Annotated in this window: 16 protein-coding genes; 1 reads left to right on the forward strand and 15 read right to left on the reverse strand. The window is 45.9% G+C overall.

What is annotated here, in order from left to right:
• Positions 1–43 precede the first annotated feature (43 nt).
• The 14 genes from HFE64_06600 to deoD form a co-directional block, all read right to left on the reverse strand.
• Complete coding sequence (locus tag HFE64_06600) at positions 44–1,216, reverse strand: sporulation protein YqfD (GenBank protein MCI8633130.1); 1,173 nt, start codon at positions 1,214–1,216, stop codon at positions 44–46.
• Positions 1,213–1,461 carry a hypothetical protein gene (locus HFE64_06605; GenBank protein MCI8633131.1) on the reverse strand — a complete coding sequence of 83 codons (249 nt, stop codon included), beginning with the start codon at positions 1,459–1,461 and terminating at the stop codon, positions 1,213–1,215. Before HFE64_06605 ends, HFE64_06600 begins: the two co-directional genes overlap by 4 nt.
• An 11-nt stretch (positions 1,462–1,472) precedes the next feature.
• Entirely contained in the window at positions 1,473–2,048 is a 576-nt protein-coding gene (locus HFE64_06610; protein MCI8633132.1) for a hypothetical protein, read from the reverse strand.
• A 50-nt stretch (positions 2,049–2,098) separates the two neighbouring features.
• Complete coding sequence (locus tag HFE64_06615; GenBank protein ID MCI8633133.1) at positions 2,099–2,635, reverse strand: NUDIX hydrolase; 537 nt, start codon at positions 2,633–2,635, stop codon at positions 2,099–2,101.
• Positions 2,636–2,650: 15 nt separating this feature from the next.
• The gene (proC, locus tag HFE64_06620) at positions 2,651–3,454 is read right to left on the reverse strand and encodes a pyrroline-5-carboxylate reductase (GenBank protein MCI8633134.1); all 804 of its coding nucleotides are present in this window, start codon (positions 3,452–3,454) and stop codon (positions 2,651–2,653) included.
• Positions 3,451–4,884 carry an adenylosuccinate lyase gene (locus tag HFE64_06625; GenBank protein MCI8633135.1) on the reverse strand — a complete coding sequence of 478 codons (1,434 nt, stop codon included), beginning with the start codon at positions 4,882–4,884 and terminating at the stop codon, positions 3,451–3,453. The genes proC and HFE64_06625 overlap by 4 nt, the downstream gene beginning before the upstream one ends.
• 99 nt (positions 4,885–4,983) lie before the next feature.
• On the reverse strand, positions 4,984–5,244 hold the full coding sequence (locus HFE64_06630; GenBank protein ID MCI8633136.1) for a stage V sporulation protein S: 261 nt from the start codon (positions 5,242–5,244) through the stop codon (positions 4,984–4,986).
• 31 nt (positions 5,245–5,275) lie between these two features.
• On the reverse strand, positions 5,276–6,826 hold the full coding sequence (rny, locus tag HFE64_06635; protein ID MCI8633137.1) for a ribonuclease Y: 1,551 nt from the start codon (positions 6,824–6,826) through the stop codon (positions 5,276–5,278).
• 114 nt (positions 6,827–6,940) lie between these two features.
• The gene (locus HFE64_06640) at positions 6,941–7,342 is read right to left on the reverse strand and encodes a transcriptional repressor (GenBank protein MCI8633138.1); all 402 of its coding nucleotides are present in this window, start codon (positions 7,340–7,342) and stop codon (positions 6,941–6,943) included.
• A gap of 77 nt (positions 7,343–7,419) precedes the next feature.
• Positions 7,420–8,349 (reverse strand): N-acetylmuramic acid 6-phosphate etherase, encoded by a 930-nt coding sequence (gene murQ, locus HFE64_06645; GenBank protein ID MCI8633139.1) that lies wholly within the window; start codon positions 8,347–8,349, stop codon positions 7,420–7,422.
• A complete protein-coding gene (locus HFE64_06650; GenBank protein MCI8633140.1) occupies positions 8,324–9,277 on the reverse strand; it encodes an ATPase in 954 nt (317 codons plus the stop codon). The genes murQ and HFE64_06650 overlap by 26 nt, the downstream gene beginning before the upstream one ends.
• Entirely contained in the window at positions 9,270–10,409 is a 1,140-nt protein-coding gene (locus tag HFE64_06655; GenBank protein ID MCI8633141.1) for a DUF1343 domain-containing protein, read from the reverse strand. Before HFE64_06655 ends, HFE64_06650 begins: the two co-directional genes overlap by 8 nt.
• 18 nt (positions 10,410–10,427) lie before the next feature.
• Positions 10,428–11,834 (reverse strand): dipeptidase PepV, encoded by a 1,407-nt coding sequence (pepV, locus tag HFE64_06660; GenBank protein MCI8633142.1) that lies wholly within the window; start codon positions 11,832–11,834, stop codon positions 10,428–10,430.
• A gap of 47 nt (positions 11,835–11,881) precedes the next feature.
• Positions 11,882–12,607: a purine-nucleoside phosphorylase gene (deoD, locus tag HFE64_06665; GenBank protein MCI8633143.1), complete on the reverse strand. Its 726-nt coding sequence runs from the start codon at positions 12,605–12,607 to the stop codon at positions 11,882–11,884.
• A 147-nt stretch (positions 12,608–12,754) separates the two neighbouring features.
• Between deoD and HFE64_06670 the strand changes: the two genes are divergently transcribed.
• Positions 12,755–13,591, forward strand: coding sequence for a YihY/virulence factor BrkB family protein (locus tag HFE64_06670; protein MCI8633144.1), 837 nt, complete (start codon positions 12,755–12,757; stop codon positions 13,589–13,591).
• On the opposite strand, the gene HFE64_06675 is transcribed toward HFE64_06670, so the two are convergent.
• Complete coding sequence (locus HFE64_06675) at positions 13,577–15,193, reverse strand: SpoIID/LytB domain-containing protein (GenBank protein ID MCI8633145.1); 1,617 nt, start codon at positions 15,191–15,193, stop codon at positions 13,577–13,579. The genes HFE64_06670 and HFE64_06675 overlap by 15 nt on opposite strands.
• Between the last annotated feature and the right edge of the window lie 94 nt (positions 15,194–15,287).

Raw genomic sequence — 15,287 nt, forward strand, 5'->3', positions numbered from 1 at the left:
TTTATGTTACTTTCTTCCTTTGGCTTTGTCAAGCATTTTCTGTCTATCGCTGCACAGGTGTCCCAATCTGCTCCATCACAGTCAGCTCCAAAATCCCCTTCAGTCCTCCGGATGTTTCTTCAAAATACAAATCCTCCTGCAGGATTACACAGTTTCCATCCTCCAGCAGCTCTGCTTTTCTTTTTTCCAATCGTTCTCTTAATTTTATTTCCAATTCTTCTCTTGTATATTCAGCTGCTGCCAGCCCATACGGAGCATGCTCCACGCGGCTTATACTCAGTCCATTTCCAAGCGGCAGCCGCAGAATTGTGCTTTCCATTTTGACCTCCTGCTCCGCATGACGAAATGGATTTTTTATCTCCCATGCTGTTTCTCCAAAACGAAATAAAATTCCCTGATAGCCTTTCTCTTCCCAGATCTGCTGTTCATAAGCATATTGCATTTCCTCTTCTGCACGCCATTCTCGCTTACCAAAAACCACTCCTGCTGCATGTGCCTCCTGCAGCGTTTCGTTTCCATCATCATCCTTCAGCAAGACCTCGCCGCAGATCAGCACATCCCCTTCCTGCACGACATCCCCCTGCTTAACCTTAGGGGTGCCCCCTTCTGTGATAATGCTATAAATCACACATCTCTGATCCGCAATCAGATCACAGGGACTCGTCCGATCAATCATTTCCGGCGCCGCCACCGATTCTGCAGCCGCCACCTTCAGTACCGTCCCTTCTACACTGATAGAAAGCCAGCTAAGATCCTGATACGCCAGCAAAATGGCTTCCCTCACTGCAGCCCCGTCCATCTCACTTTTTCTCATTCCCTCATGAACGCCCTCCGCTTCCAATCTCCGCAGCATCTCCACCTGACTGATCTTTTGCAGTCCTTCTATTTCAATTGTCCAAATAAAGCGCGGCAGAATTCCGATTGCAATCACCAGCGGCAGAATCAATAGCAGCAGCCATTTTCTCCGGCGGTGCCGGAAAAAAAAGAAAGCGGCTCCCCTTCTTTTCTCGATCCGGATGCGGACACCTGCCTTCTTTGCGCAGGAAACTGCCTGACGATACTGCTTGGCAGGCAAATCCAAAAATAAGCTATCGCCTTGATATTTTGCATTTTGATATAATATATTTCTGGCAAGCAGAAGAGCCAGAAAACGGGAAAGCTGCGTTCCCTGTGCCTTGATGCGGACGCTGTTTTGTACAAACTCCTTTACCTTCACAAATTTTCCTCCCTTTTCATCTGCAGCGCCCTAATCTGTCCTTCAATAAATATCTCTCGCTTTGTCACGCCGCGAATCAATAGATGCTCACCGATGATCTCATAGATCATGCCCTTCATCTGCAGCCGTAATTTTGTTTCACTAAATTCTAAAATCGTTTGATAATTTTCTACTCGCATGAACCCATCTCCCTCTACATCCACCAGAGGCGCCTGGGTCCATATTTCCTTCGGAAGCATCGCCATCCACACCTTCCTTACATAAAATATCGAAATAGAGCCGGTGCCGCATAGGCTTCTACTATAGCGAGAAGCGGAATCATGCAAATTGTGACAACCGCCAGCTGCTTGGGCTTCATGCGTCCGGTTCGCGCTCGTGCGCGCATCATCCATTCCAGCCATGAAACCGTTACGATCCAGAGCAAATTATGTGGCCAATAGGCCATCAGCCCCAGCCAAAGCCCTCTGATTTGATAGGCGCTTAGCCAAGCAACCTGACCAAACCCATATAAAAAACCTCTTATCAGCAGCAATACCCTCACCCCGATATATCCATACGTAAAGTACTCTAAGGCCCAAACTAATAAAAGAAGCTGCGTATATGTTAAGCACCGTTTTAAAAAATAGGTAAACTGAGCTGGATTTTCACCCATCAGATATCCTACTCCTGTTTCCAGATGCTGACCTAGCGCGCTTTGCATCTCCTGACTGAGCGCAATGGCAAACAAAAGGCCAATGCCGGCTCCGATCACCCACCATAATAAACAATTTAAAAGACCCTTGCGAAACCGGCCCCATTCTTCTAAATGATTTTTAAAATTCATTCGGCGCATTAAAAAAACCTCCTCTTATGATACTTCATCATATGAGAAGGTTTGAAAGTTTAGTCCATCTTGAAGCGAGCTTTTGCTGCAAAAATTCCCGCAATTGTCATTCCATTTGTAATGGCTCCGCTGCGAATCATTTCTATGGCTTCTTCTACAGAATACCGATGAATCGTTAAAAATTCGTCTTCGTCCAGCTGCTGCTGCGTATGAGTAAGCTGCTGGGCCAAAAAGAAGGTTACTTTTTCTGTACAATATCCCGGACTGGCATAATACTCAAAGAGCTTTGTCAAACGCCCTGCGCTAAACCCTGTTTCTTCCTCCAGCTCTCTTTTGGCACAGGCCTCATCGGTCTCTCCCTCATCTTTTAGACCGGCTGGAAGCTCCAGCATTTCCTTGCCGGCGCCATACCGATACTGCTTTACAAAAATAAGCCGCTCTGCTTCATCCAGAGCAACGATGACCGCTGCCTCATGGTGTTTTTCTACCAGCTCCCGGTCCGCCTGCAATCCGTTTTCAAATTCAATGCGGTCCTGCCGTACGTCCAAAATCTTTCCCTGAAATGCCGTATGGCTTTTAATCCGTTTAAACTGCATGCCTTTGCTCTCCTTCTACTCCTTCCGCACACGCTCGATAGTAGCGGCAACTGCCTGCTGCACGGTGCCTCTAAAGGCTCCCTTTTCCAGCGCCATGACTCCTTGAATCGTAGTGCCACCAGGCGAGCATACCGCATCCTTCAGCGCCCCCGGATGCTCTCCCGTCTCTAGCACCATCTTAGCGGCTCCCAGCACGGTCTGTGCTGCCAGCTCATAGGCCTGAGGACGAAAAAGCCCTTCTGCCACTCCTGCATCTGCTAAAGCCTCAATAAACATGTATACAAATGCTGGACCGCATCCGGCTACGCCCATGGCTGCATCCATCAAATTCTCTCTGATCTCCATCACTCTGCCAGTATGCTGCAGCAGCGCCACCACCTGCGCTGCGCTTTTCATGGCCTGCGAGAAGCAGACTGTATTCATAGCCTCTCCTACAAAAGCTGGTGTATTCGGCATGATCCGGGCAATCTGTGCCTGTTCTCCCAATACGCCTTCCCAAAAGACAGTGGATTTGCCGGCCACGATACTGGCCAGCACCTTTTGTTTTGTCCAATTCTCTTTTAATTCCGGGAGTATCTCTTCTAAAAACTGAGGCTTCACCGCCACCCAGATCATGTCAGCTTCTTTTACCAAAGCCGAAATAGAAGACTTAGCTTCAGCTCCGAACTTCCGGTATGCCTTTTCACACGCCTGAGGTACAATATCGTAGCATATTAGCTGAATCGGCTGCTCCATACACTTTTTCCCAGCCATACTGCGCATAAGCGCCGTTCCCATATTGCCGGCTCCGATAAATCCTATCGTTATATGCTGCATCATACGCTTAACTGAGCCTGCATGCCAAGCTCTGCCCGGTGCGCTGATAAAATAGGATCAATGCATTCTTTTAAGAAATCCTCTACCTGCTGCGGCGCACGGCCTACAAAATTCTCTGGTTTCACTGCGCTCATCAGCTCTTCCTCTGACATCTTAAAATAGTCATCCGCAATGATTCTCTCCAGTAAATCATTTGCTTTCCCTTCTTGCTTTACCTGAGCTGCGGCCGCCATAGAATGCACACGTACCCGCTCATGCAGCTCTTGCCTGTCGCCGCCGCGCTTTACTTCTTCCATCAAAATCATTTCCGTTGCCATAAAGGGAAGCTCACTCATAACACGGGCGCGGATGGTTTTAGGATATACCACCATATTTCCAGTTACGTTAATCATAATCTGCAGGATGCCGTCCATAGCCAAAAAGCTCTCGGATACAGCCACGCGCTTATTGGCGCTGTCATCCAGCGTCCTTTCAAACCACTGCGTAGAAGCCGTCATAGCAGGATTCAAAGCATTGCACATTACCAGTCTGGAGAGCGCACAGATACGCTCACTGCGCATCGGATTACGCTTATAGGCCATTGCCGAGGAACCAATCTGATTTTTTTCAAACGGCTCTTCCATCTCCTTCAGGTTCTGCAGAAGGCGCAGATCTCCTGCAAATTTATAACAGGATTGTGCAATCAGGCTCAGTACATTTAAGCAGATCGTATCAAATTTTCGCGGATAGGTCTGTCCTGTTACCGGATAAGTGTCTGTATAGCCCAGCTTTTGAGCTACCATATGATCCAGTTGCTTTACCTTATCCCCATCATTTTCAAACAGCTCCATAAAGCTAGCCTGCGTTCCTGTTGTTCCTTTAGCGCCGCGCAGCCGTTTTACCTTCAGAATATTTTCCAGCTGCTCATAATCCATCCAAAGCTCCTGCAGCCATAAGCAGGCTCTTTTCCCTACGGTCGTTAATTGAGCCGGCTGATAATGCGTAAATCCAAGCGTAGGCATATCCTTGTATTCTCTGGCAAACTTAGCCAGATTGTCCATCACATTGATCAGTTTTTTCTTTAACAGCTCCAGCGCTTCATACAAGATAATCAGATCTGTATTATCTCCCACATAGCAGCTCGTTGCTCCTAAATGAATAATAGGCTTAGCCTTTGCTGCCTGCTCTCCGTATGCATACACATGTGCCATAACATCATGGCGCACCAGCTTTTCACGTGCCTCTGCCACTTCGTAATTGATATCTTCGGCATGAGCTTTTAAATCCTCAATCTGCTCATCCGTAATAGCCAGTCCCAGCTCCTTCTCTGCTTCTGCTAAAGCAATCCATAGCTTACGCCATGTTTTGAATTTTTTATCCGGCGAGAACAGATACTGCATCTCTGGACTCGCATAGCGAGAATTAAAAGGGGTTTCATAACGATCATGCTGCATGTTTGCTTCCTCCCATCTGTATGTTCCATATATTCTTAAAATAAAACGGACTTTCCACTGCTCTTACAAGTCTGCGAAAAGTCCGAGTTGACATATGATTCACTTTGATTCTACGATCAATCGAATGGCCGTCCGCTTATCTCCATTGATGGCAATCTCAGTGAACGCCGGTGTACAGACCAGATCCATTCCAGCCGGAGCTACATAACCGCGCGCAATAATCACAGCTTTTATTCCCTGATTAAGCGCTCCCGCTCCTACTACCTGAACTTCAGCCTGTCCTTTTTCACGAATCACGTTGGCAATAGCCCCCGCTACGGCATTCACGCTGGAATGAGCAGACACTTTGATGATATCTATCTCCATATCGGTATCTCCCTTCGATTGCTCCTTATTTAGCATAGTCTACGACTCTGGTCTCCCGAATGACATTCACCTTAATTTGTCCCGGATATTCCATCTCCTGTTCGATCCGCTTGGCAACTTCTCTTGCCAAAATACGCATCTCATCATCATTGACTTGTTCCGGTACTACAACCAGACGCAGCTCACGTCCAGCCTGAATTGCATAGCTCTTGCTTACGCCCGAGAAATCATTCGCAATCCCTTCTAGTTTTTCCAGCCGACTAATGTAATTTTCAAGTGTTTCACGTCTTGCACCAGGCCGTGCTGCCGAAATAGAATCCGCAGCTTGTACAATCACAGCTACAAGGCTTTCCGGCTCAACATCGCCATGATGTGCCTCCAGTGCATTGATCACTGTCTTGGACTCATGATACTTTTTCAAAAGCTGCGCTCCCAAGGATACATGAGAACCTTCCATTTCGTGGTCCACTGCTTTTCCAATGTCATGCAGCAAGCCGGCACGTTTGGCAACCCGTACATCCAATCCAAGCTCACCGGCAATCAAACCGGAAAGGTGCGCCACTTCAACAGAATGCTTCAGTACATTTTGTCCATAACTGGTACGATATTTTAATTTACCAAGCAAGCGTACAAGCTCCGGATGAAGGCCATGTACATTCGTTTCAAATGTAGCAGCCTCGCCCTCCTCGCGAATCTTATTTTCTACTTCCTTGGTTGCCTTATTTACCATTTCCTCAATACGAGCCGGATGAATTCGTCCATCCACAATCAATTTTTCCAGCGTAATCCTGGCAATTTCCCTGCGAATTGGATCAAATCCGGATAGAATCACTGCCTCCGGCGTATCATCAATAATTAAATCAATGCCGGTAAGCGTCTCCAATGCACGTATGTTACGGCCTTCACGACCAATAATGCGTCCCTTCATCTCATCACTGGGAAGCGGAACGACGGATACGGTAGATTCTGCCACATGATCAGCGGCACAGCGCTGAATGGCGTCAGTAATAATCTCCTTCGCCTTTTTGGTGGCTTCTTCTTTTGTTCTTACCTCATTCTCTTTTAAAATGCTGGCCATTTCATGCTTTACATCCTCCTCTACCGATTGCAGTAAAGCTGCCTTAGCCTGATCAGAAGTCATGCCGGAAACTTTTTCCAGTTCTGCCAGCTGCTCTTCATGAATCTTAGATATTTCCTTGTTTTTCTTCTCTAAATCTTCTGACCGCTTGTTCATCTGCGTCTCTCTCTTTTCAAGCGCTTCTCCCTTACGATCCAAAGATTCTTCTTTTTGAATCAAACGTTTTTCTTGACGCTGCACTTCTAAACGCCGTTCCTTGACCTCATGGTCCAGTTCATTTTTGGTTTTTAAAGCCTCTTCTTTTGCTTCCAGAAGAATTTCCCGCTTTTTCCCATCTGCGGATTTCAGTGCATCATCAATGATCTCTCTTGCTTTTGTCTCTGCAGCGCCAATCTGAGCCTCCCCTACCTTTTTACGATATTGGATGCCAATAAAAAATGAAGCGACTACAAGACCAACTGCCAGCAAGATCAAAATGATAAGAATAAATACTGGTATCTCCAAGACAATAACACCTCCTTATTTAGTTTTCATAGTACAATATTCATATTTCTTGTGAATAAATTTCAACGTAATTATTTTATTACGTTTTATATAAAATGTCAAGAGCTCTCAGCCGTCTTGCCTCTGCTCTTCTCTGCACTGCGGGCAAATTCCTTCAAAAATAATACTATGGGACATGATTTGAAAACCGGAAATTTGCGAGGCTTTTCTTTCCAAAGCATTCATCCTTTCCAGTGGAATATCAAATACTTCTCCGCATTTCACACAGTGCGCATGATAATGCGGCTTTTTATTATAATCAAATCGATCGGCTGTGGCTGGCATCTGCACTTTATAAACCTCCCCTTGCTGCGAAAGCTGATTTAAAATACGATACACCGTAGAACGACTAATGCTGGGATATTGATTTTTAACCCTTTCATATACCCGATCTGCCGTTGGATGATCCTGCATTCCCCGGAGCATCTCAAATACAACTGATTTTTGGAATGTGTTCCTCGTCTCTTTCACAATGAACTCCTTTTATTAGGATTTTTTATCTAATAGGATATTATCCTAAGAATGGGAGTTTGTCAAGCTATGCTCTTTCAGCGTACCGCTTCAATCCCTAATCCCTGAAATACCTTTCCGATAATCCCTTCATTTTTAGCCAAAAGCTGTCTAGCCAAATCCTCATCCACTCCTGCCTTCAGCATCACGATGGCTACCTTAACATCCTGACATGTTTTCAGCGTTTCAGCTGCTTCCTTCTGTGATACTTCGGCAATCATCGCTACGATCCGTTCTCCGCGGTCTACCAATTTCTCATTAGATATTTTAAGATCAACCATTAAATTGGAATAAACCTTTCCCAGCCGAATCATCGCTGCTGTTGAAAGCATATTCAGTATCATTTTCTGAGCTGAGCCTGCCTTCATTCTGGTAGAGCCGGTGACTACCTCAGGTCCTACCACGGCTGCAATCGTAACATCCGCTACTTCGCTCACCTTAGCCCCCTTATTATTGGTAACAACAATCGCCTGCGTCCCCAGCTCATGCGCATATTCCATCGCTCCTATCACATATGGCGTACGGCCGCTAGCAGCGATTCCACATAAAATATCCTGCTGACAAAAGCCAATCTCATCCAGTTCCTTACGGGCTAGTTCTTTAGAATCCTCTGCTCCTTCCTGGGCATAGAACATAGCTTTTTCACCGCCTGCCAAAATCCCCTGTACACATTCCGCACTATATGTTGGACGGCATTCTACCGCATCTAATACACCTAAGCGTCCTGAGGTTCCTGCTCCTGCATAAATCAGACGCCCTCCCTCTCGCAGCTTCTCTACAATCATATCCACGGCTTTTGCAATTTGCGGCAGCTCTTCTTTGATCGCCTCTGCTACTTTATGGTCTTCTTCATTGATTACCCTTACAATCTCTTCTGTACTCATCAAATCAATGTTGACTGTATTGGGATTTCTTGTCTCTGTTGTTCCAATCTGCATATTCTTACATTCCTTTCGTATCTGTTTCATTATTGATTGCCTGCAGGCAGCTTAAAACAGCCCCAACGGCCGCTTCCTGCTTAGGATATATACAAGCTACCTCAGGATACTGGCATTTAATTTTCTTCTGCAGCCGCTTAGCTAAGCTTTCATTTTTGAGAAGTACACTACCGCAAAATGCGAGCTCTGCCGTTTTCAGCCCTAGCTGCCGCAGTACGGCAAAAACCATTTCTGCCAGCTGCTCTGCCGCTTTATCTAAAATACGTTCTGCCACTGCCTCATGCGCGTCTATGCCTTTCATCACACAGGGCGCCAGCGCTGCAATTTCCTTTTTACTGGTTTGCGGACTGTATACATATCGAATCAGCTCTGCAGTGCTTGTCAGATTCAGCTGATGCAGCACTGCTTCCTTCATACAGGTTGGCGCCTGCCGGCCATCCTCTGCCCTCACAATTGCTCCCAGCACATCCCGGCCTATCGCATACCCGCTTCCTTCATCATCGATCAAATGGCCGAATCCGCCGGCTCGTGCCTGCTTGCCAGCACCATCCATGCCATAGCACACCGACCCTGTACCGGCAATTAAAATAAGACCTTTACCACAGCCATGCGCGCCATACAGAGCAATTTCATGATCTCCTAAAATAAGGGGCTCTCTCGTGATGCCAGCCGCCAGTACGCAGTCCTTTAGCGTTTGCCGCGCAAGCGGGTTGCTGATTCCGGCGGCGCCTAGACAAATTCCTTTTAAAAGCGCCCAATCAGCTCCTTTTTGCCGAAGCTCTTCAAATATGAAAGCAAGGTTCTGACGCACGCCGTCTACGCCTTGGCTGTTGATATTCATACTGCCGCCCAAAAAGCTGTCAAAAATATGCCCGTTTAGATCAGCAGCGCAGACCTTTGTTTTGGTGCCTCCACCGTCCATTCCGATTACATACGGCTCTTGATATGATTTAATCATAGATGCGCATCTCTCTTACTTCATTTTCAAAATCTGCAGCCTGCTCTTCCCAATCTGTAAGCAGCTCTGCCAGTGAAAGCTTATCATTTAGATATTCATTGGCCGATCCGTCTCCCGAAAGCTGAGCCAGTCGCCCGACATCTGCATATGAGCGAAATTCAAATTGCTCAGGATATAATTCTTTAATGGTTTTCATCGTTACTAAAGCAGCGGGCATAAAATCCAAATTTTCATTTAGCGGAATGAATTCAACTCCAAAACAGGTTTCCCCCGCATGCTTTGACCAAAATGGGGTAAACGCCCGCTTGCGGAAGGTTAAATTCGGATCCTGAATCCGCTGCTTTAATTCTTCGACCAGCTTGTCCATATCAATAAAGGGCGCGCCATATATCTGAAATGGCTCGGCAGTGCCTCTTCCTTCACTGATATTGGTCCCCTCAAAGAAACAGCCTCCATAATAGCAAAGTGCTGACTGGAAAGTATGGATAGAGGGAGAGGGCAGATTCCAAAGCTGCCCTGTCTGCGGCCAGCGCATTTCTTTTTGATAGCCCTTCATCGGGATCACATCATACTGTGTCTCGAGGCCCAGATGGTGCTTAAAATAATATCCCAGCTCCCCCGGTGTCAGTCCGTATCGGGTTGCTAGCTCATGATCCCCTACAAAGGTGTGAAGATCAGCTGCCATCCGATTGCCGCCTACTATGCTCCCCAGCGGATTGGGGCGGTCTAAAACAACCAATCCCACATGATTTTCAGCTGCGGCCTCCATACAATTTGCCAGTGTATAGATATACGTATAGTATCGAAGCCCTACATCCTGTATATCATAAATCAAAAGATCCAATCCTTTTAGATCCTCTGCACTCGGCTTCTTTTTCTGACCGTATAAGGAGATCATTGGAATATGATATTTAGGGTGCACATTATTATCTACTGCCGCACCGTCCATGGCTCCATATAGCCCATGCTCTGGCGTAAACAGACGATCAACGTAATATCCTGCCTCTGCAAAAACATCCAAATCCTCTTCCAGCCTGCTGTCCACTCCTGAATAATTGGTAATCAGCCCCAGTTTCTTGCCCTTTAGCAAAGAAGCGTATTCGCCAATTCTATCGATTCCCAGCGTAACCATATCGTTTCCTTTCTACTCTTATGCACACAGATCAATGATCACCTGTGCAAAGATTTTAGCACTTATGATCAGTTCTTCAATGACTGCAAATTCATCTGCACCATGCATTTTATTATCTGTTCCCGGCATAGAGCAGCCAAAAGCCACACCATTTTTCAAATGATGCACATAGGTTCCTCCGCCGATTGCAATACATTCTCCCTTTTGCCCAGTATACTTCTCATATACCTTCAGAAGCTCCTTCACAAATGCCGAATCCCCTGGGACATGATGCGGCGCCGACATATCGTCATGATCCATTATAATCCCTTCGGCAGCCAGATTTTTTTCTGCCACATCCCGCATATTTTCGTTATTAGCACATAGCGGCGCTCTGCAGTCGAACTGCCCGACAAAACCCGTCAGACCAAAATCCAGCATACTGAAGCACAGCGTCAAGGCTCCGGATACCTCATCGCGCATAGCAACCCCCAGCGCCTTTCCCTGACTGTCTCCATGCGGATACAGCTTTTTAAGGCTTTCAAGCTTACGCACCGCTTCCGATTCTGCCAGCGGCAGTGCCAATAGATATTCGATCAAACCGGTCAGCGCATTATTGCCTTCCTCCGGACTTGCCGCATGCGCTCCTTTTCCAACCGCTGTAATACGCACTAAGCCTCCGTCCTGTTCAAGCTCATAGTGCATCTTCGTTTTTTCCCCTATTTCCTGCGCTATCTCCTCCATCGCTTTCAGCGAAAGTCCCTCTACGGCTGCACGCGCCTTTCCCGGCAGCACATTAACCTTCAGGCTTCCATGAATCTCGGTAACGCGCGGAAGCGCAGATTCTTCCGGCCAGCTCGCTCTAAACTGAGGATGAATACTGCCTTTTTCAATATTGATCACCGGATATTCTGCATCTGGTGAAAAAGTCATCGGTGCCTCCTCTTCCACTGCATAATAATGCGGAATATCACCGCTGCCACACTCTTCATCCGTTCCCACGATCAAACGGGCATTCTTTTTAAGCTCTATTCCTAGATCCCGCACGCACTGCATAGCATACATTGCCACTACGGCCGGTCCCTTATCATCCGCCGTTCCTCTGCCATAAATTTTTCCATCCTTAATGATCGCTTCAAAAGGATCCGTTACCGTCCATCCTTCTCCTGCCGGTACCACGTCCAGATGCGCCAGAATATCCAGCTGCTTCTCTTTGTCATTCAGATCAATCGCCCCTACATAATTATCATAATTCTTCGGCGAAAATCCATGCTCCTTGGCCATCTCCAAAAATTCTTGCAGGGCCTCATAAGGGCCCTTGCCAAATGGCATTCCCTCTTCGGCCGGCATTTTTTCGCTATTGATAGCCACCATACGTGCAATGTCCCGCATCATTTCAAACCAGTGCTTGTCAAAATACTTGTCAATCTGTTCCCGATAGTTCATGAATGAAACCTCCTAAAATAGAATATGATATAGAATAAATAAAACCTCTACAGCAGATTTTTCGCTGCACATACGCCCGTCTGCAGCCCCAGCTCCATCATCTGCCGAAATCCGGTCTGTCTTTCCTCACTGCCCAGCGCCTCACCTGTCAGCAAATGATCCGACACTGTACAGATTGCCAATGCACGCCGGCCCGCTTTTGCAGCGTTCATATATAGGGCCGCTGTTTCCATCTCCACAGCAAGCACTCCCATATCGCTCCAGCGCCGACTAACCTCTGGCCTTTCTTCATAAAACACATCCGATGTCAGCAAATTTCCCACGTGAAACCTCAGCTTCTGTTCTTCCGCAGCCTTTGCTGCCATTTTTAAAAGCTCATAATCCGCCAAAGGCGCAAAGCTGCCTGGCAGCTCATACTGACGCCCATAATTGGAGTCCGTTGAAGCGCCCATTCCTAAAATGATATCTTTCACCCTGACCTTTTCGGACAAACCGCCCGCTGATCCAATGCGAATAATCACCTGCACATCATATAGATTATATAGTTCATAAGAATAGATCCCCATAGAAGGTATTCCCATCCCATGCCCCATAACAGAAACAGGAATCCCGTGGTATATGCCCGTATACCCCAGCATTCCTCGCACACGGTTAAAGCAAACCGCCTTTTCCAAATATTCTTTTGCAATAAACTCAGCTCGCAGTGGATCACCAGGCATAAGTACAACCGGCGCTATCTCTCCCTGCCGTGCTTCATTATGAGGTGTTGCCATCACAATTCCTCCCCATTCATATGCGTTTCTTTCTCAACCACGCTTTAAATTATGCTTATTATACTGCATCTTCCAAAATATCACAAGAGAGGCTTGCTAGTATTCTTTAAAAATGATAAGATAGAATGCAAATCCAAGGAGGCTTATATGTTTAAGCAATTAATATTCAAATTGATTCCCCGTTTTCGTTTTGATGATATCACCGCCTATGCGGCGCAGATTTCATTCTATCTTTTGCTATCTCTATTCCCTTTTTTTATTTTGCTAGTAAGTGTATTAACCCATACTAATCTCATCGATATCAATCAACTGATGGAAATGATGCGTTCTTCTAATATTTTTCCGGAAATTGCACTGCGTCTAATTGAGGATACCTTTTCCGGCGTTACGCTCCCCAGTGCTTCCATCTCTTTCTATATCATCGTTGTTTTATGGTCAGCTTCCCGTGGGATCCGCGCTGTTATGAATGGTATCCATATGGCCTTTCGTACCAGAGAGGCCCATAATTTGATTGTTCGTTTTCTTCTTTCTTTTTTTTATACGCTTTGTTTCGTTTTAATGGTTGTACTTTTTATTGCTCTAGTCGTATTTGGTGATGCACTTTTTTCTTGGCTCAGTTCCACATTCCATCTTTTCTTTTTAATCTCCACTCTGATGCATTTTATTCGATATTTGATTCCGCTTGTTTTTATGCTTCTTTTATATACACTGCTATATAAGGTAATTCCCGGCAAAGAGCTGCGTATTCGTGATGTACTGCCTGGTTCCCTTTTTGCTGCGCTAAGCAGCTTTTTAATCAGTCAGGGATTCTCCATTTATACTAGTCACTTTGCTAATTATTCGCTCATGTACGGCAGTATTTCCGGTATTATTGTCATCTGCACATGGATGTATCTCTTTAGTTTGATGATGGTGCTCGGTGCCGAGATCAATGCCTGTTTGTATGAAATTACGCACAACACCTCCTTATTAAAAATCCGTTAATTTTGTTTCCGGATAATAATGCAGCAAAATCTGTTCATACGTATATCCAGCATCAATCATACCTTTTACCCCATTTTGACTCATGCCAACACCATGCCCATAGCCTCCTCCGCAAATTTTTACAGACACCAGATTTTCCTCGGTGTCTTTTACTTTTTCTAAAGAAATAAAGGCACTGGGTAAAAGCTCTCTCACCCCTGCGCTCTCTCCGTTAGACAGCCACACCTGCGTATTGCCAAAAAACTGCCGAATCAGCTGCGGCCCTTCTAGTACCACACTTTTTTCTGATCCGATCAGCAATAAAGAGCATGCCATCCCTGTATTGGCTCTTTCATATATAAAAATATCCTCTAGCTCCCCAATTCCTCCACTGATGGAAGTCTCAATTAACTGCTCTCCCTGCACCTCTTTCACCATTTTTTCTGTTGAAAAGAACTGATCCGTTTGTTCCTGAAGCCACTGCCTTTCTACGGATGTATTCCATCTGAACCATGCGCTATGACTATCAAATGCCTTTACCTCCAAATCTGTAATAAACGTATGAAAATTCTTTTCATCAGAAAGGTCGCCATATTCTCCTTCTGTATACTGCGCCATTCCCCGCTGATATGGTCGTTCCTCTGCGCCCCCCCATACCTGAGTCCCATTGGCTGTATATCCACACGAGGTAGAAAAATAATTCGTAGAAATCAATTGCCCCTCATAGGTCAATACCTTTCCCCAGGTAGCCTCTACTCCCTCTGAAGATGCCCCATATTCTACTGCACCTCCATATACCTGACATTGTGTACTGTCATCAACCTGTGCTCCAAGCTCTATATATTTTTCAGAGGCCATCCACTGACTGTAGGCATAGCTTCTTGCACAAACAGCCTGTACCTTTGCGGCCTCCACTCCATAGCTGCCTGGCATTTCAGAAGGTACAACTCCCATTAAATAAGTTTCTACTGCTACTTCATTGATAACGATATATCCGCTTTCTTCACGTGTCACCTCCAATTGCCCATGATATGGAACCGTTCCTTTCTCTGTTGTCAGAACCAGATTTGCCTTTTCTTGAGCTGGATAAAAAACGGCCCTTCTTTCAATATTTTCTACTTGAATCTGTGAATCAGGCGTGTAAGCTCTGATCTCTCCATCCCATATGCCCCAAAAAGCTTCTTCACAGCTAATCATGACGCTCTCATGCACATAATCGCTGCCCGCTGCTGATAATACAATGCGCATTCTCGCCGGCGTTGTTAGTTCCTCTGCCGTCTCAATTTTCACTGCTTTCCCCTCTTGATTTAATTCATATCGGATTTGTTGTCCTAAAAACCCTCCTTTTCCTCCTGCTCTTTCTTTTCCACCTGCCATCCATTTGACCTCTTCAGCCAATGGGATCCACCCCTCGCTTGTTTCAATCCTGCCTTCTTCAATCCGATATAACCATGTTCCTTCTAACTTTCCGGCCGACTGCCATCTTTCTCTCTCTCCTTGTAGCAGGCTCATCTCCGACTGTTCCTGCACGGAATCATGCCCTAAAGGTAAAGAAAGATAAATTATCCCTGCCCCAATCATACATATTGCTAAGATTAAATATGTTTTTACCCATGTCTTCACCCTGTTTTCCTCCTTCAATGCAATCGATCATCTACTTTTCTACTATATGACATCTTGTCCGTCAAAAGAACTGCTCTTCTCTATATTCCTTTAA

The organism is Lachnospiraceae bacterium, from assembly GCA_022794035.1.
GTDB lineage: Bacteria > Bacillota > Clostridia > Lachnospirales > Bianqueaceae > CALWPV01.

What these genes read in the sequence shown, in the direction of transcription:
- murQ (MCI8633139.1), bottom strand. Translation starts at nt 8,349, where the DNA reads ATGAAACAGATACGAAAGGAATGTAAGAATATGCAGATTGGAACAACA.
- proC (MCI8633134.1), bottom strand. Translation starts at nt 3,454, where the DNA reads ATGATGCAGCATATAACGATAGGATTTATCGGAGCCGGCAATATGGGA.
- HFE64_06625 (MCI8633135.1), bottom strand. Translation starts at nt 4,884, where the DNA reads ATGCAGCATGATCGTTATGAAACCCCTTTTAATTCTCGCTATGCGAGT.
- HFE64_06605 (MCI8633131.1), bottom strand. Translation starts at nt 1,461, where the DNA reads ATGGCGATGCTTCCGAAGGAAATATGGACCCAGGCGCCTCTGGTGGAT.
- HFE64_06670 (MCI8633144.1), top strand. Translation starts at nt 12,755, where the DNA reads ATGTTTAAGCAATTAATATTCAAATTGATTCCCCGTTTTCGTTTTGAT.
- HFE64_06615 (MCI8633133.1), bottom strand. Translation starts at nt 2,635, where the DNA reads ATGCAGTTTAAACGGATTAAAAGCCATACGGCATTTCAGGGAAAGATT.
- HFE64_06610 (MCI8633132.1), bottom strand. Translation starts at nt 2,048, where the DNA reads ATGCGCCGAATGAATTTTAAAAATCATTTAGAAGAATGGGGCCGGTTT.
- HFE64_06655 (MCI8633141.1), bottom strand. Translation starts at nt 10,409, where the DNA reads ATGGTTACGCTGGGAATCGATAGAATTGGCGAATACGCTTCTTTGCTA.
- pepV (MCI8633142.1), bottom strand. Translation starts at nt 11,834, where the DNA reads ATGAACTATCGGGAACAGATTGACAAGTATTTTGACAAGCACTGGTTT.
- deoD (MCI8633143.1), bottom strand. Translation starts at nt 12,607, where the DNA reads ATGGCAACACCTCATAATGAAGCACGGCAGGGAGAGATAGCGCCGGTT.
- HFE64_06650 (MCI8633140.1), bottom strand. Translation starts at nt 9,277, where the DNA reads ATGATTAAATCATATCAAGAGCCGTATGTAATCGGAATGGACGGTGGA.